Genomic DNA, 11,585 nt, shown 5'->3' with positions numbered 1-11,585 from the left:
TATTTATTGTGTTATAATAAATGTAAAAATTTTAAAGAGAGGAGATTGTGTTAATGACTAATAAATTAAAAGAACAAGAGAAATTAAATGAAAATTTAATAGATGATGAAAAAGATCTTAGTAACGATGAAAGCATAGTGCTATTTGAAAGCACAAATAACAAAAAAAATATTGATAAATTCTCTAAAAATGATTTTGACAACTCTAAGCAGGAGGATTTAGAATCGGAAAATATAAAAGGTAATTCAGAGTATTTGGAATTATTAGAAGAAATAAAAAATAAGGTTTCTGAAGAAAATAATGATTCAGATAATCTAGAAAATACTTTAGTAATGAATAGAGAAGAATTAGATCAAGCAATAGAAAAAGAGAAAGAAAAATTAAATAAAGATGAAACTTTAGTTACTGATTTAAAATTATCTGAAAACTCATCTAACGATGTATCTTTTATAGCTAATGAAGTAGCATTTAATGATGTTAATGCTAACAAACAATTGGAAACTAAAGAAAACAAAAAAACTGTTCTTGAAGTAATAGGACTAAAGAAAAAAATAGGTTTAAAAACTATTGTAGAAGATATTACTTTTGATATGCGTGAAGGAGAAATAATTGGATTACTAGGTCCTAATGGTAGTGGTAAGACAACAATTATGCGTATGTTAGTAGGTCTAACAAAAATTTCAAAAGGAGATATTTTCTGTTTTGAAAAATCACTTGGTTTAGGTGATACTGCAATGCTTGCAGAAGTAGGATCAATGATAGAATCTCCAGAATTTTATAATTATATGACAGGATATGCTAACTTAAAACAATTGGCACGTCTTTCTACAAAAAAAATAACAAAAGAAAAAATAAAAGAAGTTTTGGAATTTGTTGGCCTAGAGAAAGTTGCTAGAAAAAAAGTAAAAACTTATTCTTTAGGTATGCGTCAAAGATTAGGTTTAGCACAAGCTTTATTGATTAATCCAAAAATATTAATTTTAGATGAGCCTGTAAATGGACTAGATCCTCAAGGTGTGCAAGATTTTCGTAATAAATTAAAAGAAATTGCCTCAAGAGGAGTGTCTATATTAGTTTCTTCACACTTACTTGATGAGATTGAGAAAGTATCAGATCGTATTATAGTTCTAGAAAAAGGGCGTATAATAGCTGATGACAATATAAATAATCTAATCTCAGAAAATGTAGAGAAAACATTAATAGCTACTTATGATAATAATTTAGCTGAAAAATTAATAAAAGATTTAGAAATAAATTATCAACTTACTGAAAATGGCTTTGTTTTTGAAAATCTTCAAAGAGAAGATAAAGCTAGAATCATTTCTTATCTAGTAAACAGCTATGTAGAAATTGATACAGTTAAAGTAGTTAAAAAATCTCTTGAAGAAAGATTCTTGGAGATAACAGGTAAAGGAGGTACAAAATAATGAAGTTATTAATTAATGAGTTTATAAAAGATTATAAAAAGAAAACTACTTTATTATATTTTGTAATTATGTTTGGGTTAATTATTTTAATTGAGTACGTAAGTAAATTTAGTTATGGTGAAAATCTTCCAGATTATACGCTTGTAATAGATAATTCGTTTATGATTGTAATAAATATAGCAATTATTTTTTCAATGATAATTTTTGCTAACAACCTTTCGCAAGAATATTCTAAAGGAACTATTAAGTTCTTATATTCTAAACCGAAGTCTAGAAGTGCTGTTTTAACTGCAAAAATATTTGTAGCCATAATTAATACTATCTTTATGACAATTGTAGGGTTTATATTTGATTTGTTTATTCAAAAATATCTTGTTTATAAAAATGGATTTGATTTTTATGGTTTGTTAACCCAAAAAATGCCTGATGGTTATTTTGGTAGACTACTTTGGCAACAATTAGGTATTACATTTTTAGTTATGCTAGTATATATTATATTTTTTATATCTTTAGTATTATTAATATGTACTTGGGTAAAAACGCAAATATTGTCTTTAGTAGCATTAATGGTTATGATCCTAGGTCAAAATATTGTTTCGGCATTATCTGCTTGGGTAGCTACTAAATTTTCTGCAGCAAAATATATATTTACTAATGTATATTTAATAGTAAATTATTATAATTCTGAATTAACTCAGAGTTCGGTGAAAGAGTTTTATAAATTAAATAATACAGAATTATTCCTTATGACTTTGTGTTACATTGTTTTATTTATGGGTATTTCATACGTAATTAATGCTAGACGAGATGTAACTTTGGATTAATTGGAGGGTGTAGATGAAAAGCAATTTAAATAAGTTAAATAGAATACTAGATATACTTGATATAGATAATCAAATTGTATGTGGTAGCTTTGATAATTATGAAGAAAGTATAGATAAAATAAAGTTTTCTAATAATGATATCAAGACTGTTGTCATAAGATATCTACAAAGAATGAGAAAATCTATAGAGTATAATTTGAAAAAAGAAAAATTAGTTAAAGTTTACAGCTCAGTTGCAGTATATACTTTATTTGTTCCTAGTGAAGAGAATGAAAATAAATTTTATATTTTATCTCCATACTTAGAAAATTATATTTCAGTTAATGATTACAAAGAAATGTTGATAAAACAAAGTTTAGATATTGAAGACAATGTTAAAAATTTAGTTGTATCGTTTCCAGTTACTAATAAAAAGAAATTCAATTATTTGTTAGAACTAATTGCTGAGAGAGAAGATATCAACTATTTGGATGAAATAGAAATATTCCAAGATACTAGCGTAAAAACTACTAAAAAAATAACGTATGATACTCAGTATGGTGTAAATGAAATTTTAGAAAATCAAGCTAAGTTACATAGAGAACTAAGAGAAGCTTTATTGTTAGGGGACATTACAAAAATTGAAATGATGTTTGATTTACGTGGGTACTCATTAACTTGTGTAGATTATCCTACAGAAGACAATGCTCATAGAAGAAAATTAAATTATGTTAATGATGTATTGCACGCAATGTTACTTAATAGTGAAGCTAACTTGATAGATGTTGATAGTCTATGGATAAATATAAAAAATAAACTTGATAATTATGACTTCTCTGAAGATATAATTAGAAAGTATTGTTTATTAATAGATAAAGAACGTTATAAAAATAAACAACAAGTAGTTAGAAACTGTATTTTGTATATTAATGATCACATAAGAGAAAAAATCAGCTTAAATGATGTTAGTGATCATTTAGGTGTAAATAAGAGTTACTTATCTTCGATATTTAATAGAGAGATGGGCTTTAGTATAGTTGATTATATCCATAATAAGAGAATATCTAATTCTAAGTATTTACTAAGCAATACAGATTTTTCTATTTCTGAAATATCTGATTATGTTGGATATTATGATACTAGTTATTTCATTAGAATTTTCAAATCTTTAGAAAAAATAACGCCATTAAAATATCGAGAATTATCAGCAAAAGAAAAAAATATATAAAATAAAAAAAAGATATTGGAATTTTTATTCTAATATCTTTTTTTATTCCAATTATTAGTTTTATAGTTTATTATGATGATTACAAATATTTTATTTATTATATAATTTAATATCTTGACATATAGATAAGAAGTATGTAAACTATAATTTACAAATGTAGATAATAATTTTATTATATATTTTTAATATGAGGTGATAAATTTGAAAAAAATAATTACTATAAAAGGTATGAGTTGCGTTAATTGTGCTAATAAGATTGAAAAACATTTGCAAAATATAGAAGGAATAGAAAATATTAGTGTTAATTTTGCTACAGAAAAGTTAACATTTGATTATAGTGATAAAAATATTTTAGATGTTGTTGCTAAAGAAGTAGCTAATCTAGGTTATGACACTTTACCGCAAAAACAATATAGAGAAGTTTTTCATATTAAAGGTATGAGTTGTGTTAATTGTGCTAGTAAAATTGAAAAAATTGTTAACGATATAGAAGGTGTAGAATTAGCTCAAGTTAATTTTTCTAATGAGAAGTTGTATGTTACTTCTAATATAAAAGTAACTAATAAAATAATAAATGACATAAAAAAATTAGGATATGAGATTGATATTATAGATAAAATGACTAATAATTTAGAAGATAATGTAGATTATAAGTTAAAGTATAGATTGTTGTTGTCATTGTTATTCATAATACCGCTGTTATATTTTTCGATGGGTCATATGGTAGGATTACCAGTTCCTCACATTCTACACAATAATTTATATATGGCTATTTTTCAACTTATTTTATCTATTCCAATTATTGTTGTTAATTTCACATACTATACCAAAGGAATAAAAAACTTAATAAATAAGAGTCCTAATATGGATACATTAGTTGCATTAGGAACTTTAGCAGCTTTTATTCAAGGAGTAGTAGCTATTTTCTTTATCCTTAATGGTAAGAAAGTGGATGTTTATTTTGAATCAGGGGCAGTTATTTTAACTTTGATCACTATGGGTAAATATTTGGAGCAAAAAGCTAAGAAGCAAACGACAAAATCAGTACAATCTTTATTAGACCTTGTTCCAAAGTATGCAACACGTATAGAAGGAGATAAAGAGAAAGTTATACCTATTGAATTAGTACAAGTAGGTGATTTGCTGATTTCAAAGGCAGGAGAACAAATAGCTGTCGATGGAATAGTAGAAAAAGGTACTGCACAAGTAGATGAATCTATGCTAACTGGAGAAAGTATACCTGTTAATAAAAATTTAGGAGATAATGTTGTAGGAGCTAGTTTGAATAAGAATGGTTCTATTTATTATCGAGTTACTAAAGTAGGAGAAGATACTGTTTTATCTCAAATAAAAAATCTTATTGAGGAAGCTCAAGGTTCAAAAGCACCTATAGCCAAGTTAGCTGATAGAATAGCCGGTTACTTTGTTCCTGCGGTTATTTCTATAGCATTATTAACCTTGTTGTACTGGATATTTATTGGTAAAGATTTACAATTGGCGTGGGAGACTTTTATTTCAGTATTAGTTATTGCTTGTCCTTGTGCTTTGGGATTAGCGACTCCTACTGCGATTATGGTAGCAACAGGAAAAGGTGCTAATTATGGTATTTTGATAAAAAATGCAGAATCTCTTGAGAGAGTTAGTGAAGTAGATACTATAGTTTTAGATAAGACAGGAACTATAACAAAAGGAGAACCAGTAGTTACGGATATATTGACTAAAGTTGATTATAAACAATTATTAACTTATGCAAGTAGTGTTGAATTATTATCTACTCATCCATTAGCGAGAGCTATTATTGATAAAGCCAAAGAAAATAATATTTCTATGGTAGCTGCAGATGACTATAAAATTTTAGACGGTTTGGGTGTCTATGCTAAAATTTTAGAAAAAGATGTGTATATTGGTAATATTACATTAGCTAAAAAATATGCTAAAGAGATAATTTTTGAAAAAGAGGCAGAAAAATTCTCGAATGATCAAAAAACAGCTTTATTTGTAATTTTAGATAATAAAATTATAGGATTGTTTGCTGTTGCAGATGAGATAAAAGAAAGTAGTACGCAAGCTATATCTTCTATTAAGAAATTAGGTCTTGATGTTATTATGTTAACTGGTGATAATACTATTACTGCTCAAGGTATTGCTAAAAAAGCTAATATTGATAAGGTATATGCTGAAGTTTTTCCTGATGAAAAAGCAAATATTGTGAAAAATCTTCAAAAAGAAGGTAGAGTTGTTGCTATGGTAGGTGATGGTATTAATGATGCTCCAGCATTAGCTCAAGCTCAAGTAGGTATGGCTATAGGTAAAGGAACTGATGTAGCTATAGAATCAGCAGATATAGTTTTAGTGAACAATGATTTAATGGACGTACATGCTACTGTTAAATTAGGGAGAAAAACAATGAAAACTATTAAGCAAAATTTATTTTTTGCATTTCTCTATAATATCTTAGGGATACCTATAGCAGCTGGAATATTATATCCTATACTTTTAAGCCCTATGTTAGCAGGATTAGCTATGAGTTTTAGTTCTATTTCTGTGGTGTTAAATGCACTTAGATTAAATTATTGGATTAATAAATAGGGAGGTTTTATGATTACGCAAGCAGAATGGAAAATTATGGAAATAGTATGGGCAAATCCTAGAATAGATGCACTAACTATTCATAAGAATTTAGATACAAGTTTGAAGTGGAGCATATCAACAGTAAAAACATTAATTTCTCGTTTGGTAAAAAAAAATTGTTTGAACATAGAAAAAATTGGCAAGACATTCTTTTATTCAGCTAATCTTAATAAAGACGATATAATTTATCAAAAAATAGATAGTATATTTGATTTAGTATGTAATACTAAACAAGCCGAGCTAATACGATATATTCTAGAAATTTCTAAGATGAATAAGTCAGATATTAGAAATATTATAACTAAACTGCAAAATTTAGAGTTGACAGCTCCTGACATTATAAAATGTAATTGTAATAAGGGACAGTGTTTATGTAAACCATTGATGAAAAATAATGAATCTAATAATTAATTAACTATTTTAATAAAATAAATTATGTTTTTCTTGACATTTCTCTAGTTTTAGTATAGTATTATTAAATAATTATTGTGATAAGAGTAATGCAAGGTAGATTTTATTTTATATTTGTTGATACAGAGAGTTGGGTTCGTGGCTGGAAAACTTAACATTAATTTTTAAAATAAGGAACACTACTTTGAACAAATTAATATTTTAAATTAATTAAAGGTACTTTTTAAGTATGAATTAGGGTGGCACCACGAGATTGAATCGTCCCATATAAGCAATTTGCTTGTATGGGATTTTTTGTATTTTGATTAGCAAGAAAGGAGGTAATATTAATGGTTATAATTAATATTCCTAGAGGAACGCAAGATATAATGCCAGAAGAATCACGAAAATGGCAATATATAGAAGATGAATTGAGAAATATAAGTCAAAATTTTTGTTATAGTGAAATAAGAACTCCTATTTTTGAATCTACAGATTTATTTGCTAGAGGAGTAGGAGATACAACGGATATAGTACAGAAAGAAATGTATACTTTTTTTGATAAAAGTAATCGTTCATTAACTCTTAGACCGGAAGGAACTGCTGGAGTTGTTCGTTCGTATATAGAAAACAAGCTTTTTGCCGAAAGTATAAAACCACAAAAGTTATTTTATATTGGTCCTATGTTTAGGTATGAGAGAAAACAAAAAGGTAGATATCGTCAATTTGTTCAGTATGGAGTTGAAGTTATTGGTGAAGAAAGTCCACGAATTGATGCAGAAGTGGTTAGTTTAGCATATAACATTTATAAATCTTTTGGAATTAATAATATTAAGGTTAATATTAATTCTTTGGGGAATCCAAATGAGAGACAAGAATATAATGATGCTTTAGTAAAACATTTTCAACCTAGAATAAATGAATTTTGTGATGACTGTAAAAACAGATTACATAAAAATCCTATGCGAATATTAGATTGTAAAGTTGATGCTCATCATGAGCTTATGTCAACAGCCCCGAAACTGCTAGATTTCTTAGGAGAAGAATCAAAAGCCTATTTTAATGAAGTTTTGAAACATTTAGATAATTTAAATGTTAACTATGAAGTAGATAGTAATTTAGTAAGAGGTTTAGACTATTATACTCATACAGCTTTTGAGATTATGATAGATAATCCCGAAGTAGAACTAAAAACTTTATGTGGTGGTGGTCGTTATAACGGGCTAGTAGAATTACTAGGAGGTCCTACTGGAGAAAAAGGTATTGGATTTGCATTAAGTATAGAAAGACTATTACTAGCATTAGAGAATGAAAATATTAAGTTACCTATAGATGATAGTATTGATATATTTGTTGTTTCTATGGGAGATAGAGCAGGAGAATTTTCTGTTAAGTTAACTAATAATCTACGTCTTAATAATTTTAAAGTACAAAATGATTATTTTGATAAAAAAATGAAGGCACAATTAAAGTTAGCTGATAGATATAATTCTAAGTATACTATTATAATAGGAGATACAGAATTAACAGAAAATAATGTTATAGTAAAAGATATGTCAAATTTCACACAAGAAACAGTTAATATAGATAATGTGTTAAAATATTTTGAAGAAAAAATTGGAGGAAAATAATAATATGAGTGCTTACGGTAGAACGGATTATGCAGGATTAATAGATGAAAAATATGTAGGACAAAAAGTTACCATAAAGGGATGGGTAAGTAAACGTCGTGATTTAGGTAATTTAATTTTTATAGATGTGAGAGATAGAATGGGAGTTGTTCAGTGTATATTTTCTGGAGAAAAAAATGAACAAGCTCATAAAATAGCAGACACATTACGTAACGAATATGTAGTATCTGTAGAAGGAGAAGTAGTATTACGTAGCGAGGGAACTGTGAATGATAAAATTCGCTCAGGAAAAGTTGAAGTTATTGTTGATACAGTAGAAATTTTATCAAGTGCTAAAACATTACCATTTGTTCTTGACGATGCAAGTTTATCAAGTGAAGAATTAAGAATGAAATATCGTTACTTAGATTTACGTCGTACAGAACTTGCAGAAGTAATACATTTACGTTCTAAAATAACAAAAGCTACTAGAGACTACTTAGATAGCAAAAATTTCACAGATGTAGAAACGCCAATTTTAACAAAATCTACGCCAGAAGGAGCTAGAGATTATTTAGTTCCTAGTCGTGTACATCCAGGAGAATTTTATGCTTTACCTCAATCTCCGCAGTTATTTAAACAATTACTTATGGTTGCTGGATTTGATAGATATTATCAAATAGCTAGATGTTTCCGTGATGAAGATTTACGTGCTGATCGTCAACCAGACTTTACTCAGATAGATATGGAAATGAGCTTTATGTCGCAAGATGAAATTATTACTATGATTGAAGGCTTAATAGCTCACGTAATGAAAGCAGTTAAGGGAATAGATGTTAAGTTACCATTCGAGAGAATGGATTATAACGAAGCTATGGAAAGATTTGGTAGTGACAAGCCTGATACGAGATTTGGTATGGAACTAAAAGATGTTAGCGATATAGTAGAAAATATTGATTTTAAAGTGTTTACTAATGCTATAGAGCAAGGTGGAGCTGTTAAATGTATAGTAGCTAAAGGTGTTGCTGACAAGTATTCTAGAAAAGATATAGACGCTCTAGGAAATTATGTAGCTAACTATGGAGCAAAAGGTCTTGCATGGGTGAAAGTTACGGAAGAAGGATTTACTGGAGCAATAGCAAAATTCTTTGATGAAGAAGTAATTACTAAGATTAAAGAACGAACTGATGCCGAAGTAGGAGATATAATTTTATTTGCAGCTGATAGCAATAAAGTATGCTATGCGTCTTTAGGGGCATTACGTCAAAAATTAGCACGTGATTTAGATTTAATTGATTCTAATAAATTTAATTATCTATGGGTAGTAAATTGGCCTTTACTAGAATTCGATGAGGAAAGTGGTAAATACAGTGCTGCACACCATCCATTTACTATGCCAAAAGTAGAAGATATTCATTTATTAGAAACTTCTCCAGAAAAAGCGTATGCTCAAGCTTATGATATAGTTTTAAATGGTTATGAGCTAGGTGGAGGAAGTATAAGAATATATGACAAAGATATTCAAACTTCTATGTTAAAAGCTTTAGGATTTAGTGAAGAGAGTGCAAGAAGTCAATTTGGATTCTTATTAGATGCATTTGAATATGGAGTTCCACCTCATGGAGGTTGTGCTTTAGGATTAGACAGATTTGTTATGTTACTTGCAGGGCGTGATAATCTGAGAGATACTATAGCGTTCCCTAAAACAGCAAATGCTTCTTGCTTAATGACAGAATCACCGTCTAAAGTTGACTTAGAGCAATTACTAGAATTAAATATTTCTGTTATAAGAAAATAATAAATAAATTATATACTATTATAAAAAACATGTTCTATAAAGATACAAACAAAACTAAAAAGTGTTTATCTTAAAGAACGTGTTTTTATGTGTATAAATTTATATATTACTACAATATAATTATTAAATGTGATATTATATTATTTATAATTAATTATTAAGGAAATTTGTTATGAAAATCAAAGAAATAATAGTAGTTGAAGGACGTGATGATACTAACAGAGTAAAAGAGGCTGTAGAATGTGATACGTTCGAAACTAATGGTTCAGCAATTACTAAAAGAAAAATAGAAAGACTTAAACTTTTATCAAAAGATAGAGGAATAATAATATTAACAGATCCAGATTATGCAGGAAAGCGCATAAGAAATATAATAACACAAAATATTCCAACAGCTAAGCAAGCTTATATATCTAATAAAAAAGCTGTGGATAAAAAAGGAAAAATAGGAGTAGAAGCTGCGAGTAAAGAAGATATTATTTTTGCGTTAAGAAAATGTTATACTCCTCTAGAAAATGTTAAGTATGACATAACTAATGATTTATTAATAAATTTAGGATTAGTTGCAGGAAAAACTTCAAAGGTTTTAAGAGAAAAACTTTGTGAAGAATTAAATATAGAATACACGAATGCTAAACAGTTATTAAATAAATTAAATATGTACAATATTTCAAAGCAGAAATTAATAGATACGATTAATAAAATAGAAGGTAATGATTAATGATAGGTACACCTAAAAAAACATTTCAAATTTTAAAAAAATATAATTTTAAATTTAAAAAAAGTTTTGGTCAAAACTTTTTAATAGATAATAATATTTTAAATAGAATAGTGGACGGAGCACAAATAGATGAGAATACAATGGTAATAGAAATAGGCCCTGGAATAGGCTCATTGACAGAAGCATTAGCGAAAAAAGCCAAAAAAGTTATTTCATTCGAAATTGATACAAGGCTATTACCAATATTAGAAGAGACACTTATCGATTATAATAATATAAAAATTATTAATGAAGATATATTGAAAGTAGATGTTGATGCATTTATAAAGTCGGAATTAGCTGATTGTGATAAAGTTATGGTAGTTGCTAATTTACCTTATTATATTACTACTCCTATTTTGACGCATTTATTAGAAAATACTACATTAATTGATGGTTATGTAGTAATGATGCAAAAAGAGGTTGCTAATAGATTAAATGCAAAAGTAGGAACTAAAGACTATAATTCATTAACTATACTATTAAATTATTATACAGATGTAGAATATTTATTTACTGTTCCTAAAAAAGTATTTGTTCCTGCACCTAATGTTGAGAGTGCAGTAGTTAGAATATTAACGAAAAAGAAAAAAGAATTTAATGTTAATGAGGAGAAATTTTTCAAGTTCGTCAGAAGTTGTTTTTCACAACGTAGAAAAACTTTAATGAATAATCTTATTACTTTTATAGGTAAAGATAAAAAAGAACTATTAATGAATATATGCTTGGAAGTAAATATTGATCCTACCAGAAGAAGTGAGACATTGACAATAAATGAATTTAATAATTTACATAAGAAATTGTTAGACAGTAATATAATTAACTAATGAACTTATAAAGAAACAATAATTTTTGTAATTAAAGAAAATATTTAGTGTTTTATTAAAATGAAATGCTAAATATTCTTTTTTTATAAGATTTATTATAATATATAAGGA

General features: G+C 27.3%; 9 protein-coding genes. All 9 read left to right on the top strand.

Translation table 11 applies throughout. From position 1 onward, the window contains the following. Positions 1 to 53 precede the first annotated feature (53 nt). The 9 genes from HZY83_RS00970 (at position 54) to rsmA (ending at position 11,474) form a co-directional block, all read left to right on the top strand. The gene (locus HZY83_RS00970; RefSeq protein ID WP_179942252.1) at positions 54 to 1,427 is read left to right on the top strand and encodes an ABC transporter ATP-binding protein; all 1,374 of its coding nucleotides are present in this window, start codon (positions 54 to 56) and stop codon (positions 1,425 to 1,427) included. Next, positions 1,427 to 2,251: an ABC transporter permease gene (locus HZY83_RS00965; protein WP_179942251.1), complete on the top strand. Its 825-nt coding sequence runs from the start codon at positions 1,427 to 1,429 to the stop codon at positions 2,249 to 2,251. The genes HZY83_RS00970 and HZY83_RS00965 overlap by 1 nt, the downstream gene beginning before the upstream one ends. A 13-nt stretch (positions 2,252 to 2,264) precedes the next feature. After that, on the top strand, positions 2,265 to 3,458 hold the full coding sequence (locus HZY83_RS00960) for a helix-turn-helix transcriptional regulator (protein ID WP_179942250.1): 1,194 nt from the start codon (positions 2,265 to 2,267) through the stop codon (positions 3,456 to 3,458). A 192-nt stretch (positions 3,459 to 3,650) separates the two neighbouring features. Next, complete coding sequence (locus HZY83_RS00955) at positions 3,651 to 6,047, top strand: heavy metal translocating P-type ATPase (protein ID WP_370520021.1); 2,397 nt, start codon at positions 3,651 to 3,653, stop codon at positions 6,045 to 6,047. A gap of 9 nt (positions 6,048 to 6,056) precedes the next feature. Further along, positions 6,057 to 6,500, top strand: coding sequence for a BlaI/MecI/CopY family transcriptional regulator (locus HZY83_RS00950; RefSeq protein WP_179942248.1), 444 nt, complete (start codon positions 6,057 to 6,059; stop codon positions 6,498 to 6,500). Between the two features lie 335 nt (positions 6,501 to 6,835). Beyond that, a complete protein-coding gene (gene hisS, locus HZY83_RS00945; RefSeq protein ID WP_370520022.1) occupies positions 6,836 to 8,110 on the top strand; it encodes a histidine--tRNA ligase in 1,275 nt (424 codons plus the stop codon). 4 nt (positions 8,111 to 8,114) lie between these two features. Continuing rightward, the gene (gene aspS, locus HZY83_RS00940; protein ID WP_179942246.1) at positions 8,115 to 9,887 is read left to right on the top strand and encodes an aspartate--tRNA ligase; all 1,773 of its coding nucleotides are present in this window, start codon (positions 8,115 to 8,117) and stop codon (positions 9,885 to 9,887) included. A 172-nt stretch (positions 9,888 to 10,059) separates the two neighbouring features. After that, complete coding sequence (rnmV, locus tag HZY83_RS00935; RefSeq protein ID WP_179942245.1) at positions 10,060 to 10,608, top strand: ribonuclease M5; 549 nt, start codon at positions 10,060 to 10,062, stop codon at positions 10,606 to 10,608. Then, positions 10,608 to 11,474 (top strand): 16S rRNA (adenine(1518)-N(6)/adenine(1519)-N(6))-dimethyltransferase RsmA, encoded by an 867-nt coding sequence (rsmA, locus tag HZY83_RS00930; protein WP_179942244.1) that lies wholly within the window; start codon positions 10,608 to 10,610, stop codon positions 11,472 to 11,474. Before rnmV ends, rsmA begins: the two co-directional genes overlap by 1 nt. Positions 11,475 to 11,585: the final 111 nt, after the last annotated feature.

The sequence above is a fragment of the Gemella sp. GH3 genome (assembly GCF_013415425.1).
Lineage (GTDB): Bacteria > Bacillota > Bacilli > Staphylococcales > Gemellaceae > Gemelliphila.
Note: the sequence above shows the minus strand (reverse complement) of the source record. Positions and strands in the feature narration are given on the sequence as shown.

Coding starts and splice junctions, on each gene's coding strand:
- HZY83_RS00970 (WP_179942252.1), top strand. CDS start 54: ATGACTAATAAATTAAAAGAACAAGAGAAATTAAATGAAAATTTAATA.
- HZY83_RS00965 (WP_179942251.1), top strand. CDS start 1,427: ATGAAGTTATTAATTAATGAGTTTATAAAAGATTATAAAAAGAAAACT.
- HZY83_RS00960 (WP_179942250.1), top strand. CDS start 2,265: ATGAAAAGCAATTTAAATAAGTTAAATAGAATACTAGATATACTTGAT.
- HZY83_RS00950 (WP_179942248.1), top strand. CDS start 6,057: ATGATTACGCAAGCAGAATGGAAAATTATGGAAATAGTATGGGCAAAT.
- aspS (WP_179942246.1), top strand. CDS start 8,115: ATGAGTGCTTACGGTAGAACGGATTATGCAGGATTAATAGATGAAAAA.
- rnmV (WP_179942245.1), top strand. CDS start 10,060: ATGAAAATCAAAGAAATAATAGTAGTTGAAGGACGTGATGATACTAAC.
- rsmA (WP_179942244.1), top strand. CDS start 10,608: ATGATAGGTACACCTAAAAAAACATTTCAAATTTTAAAAAAATATAAT.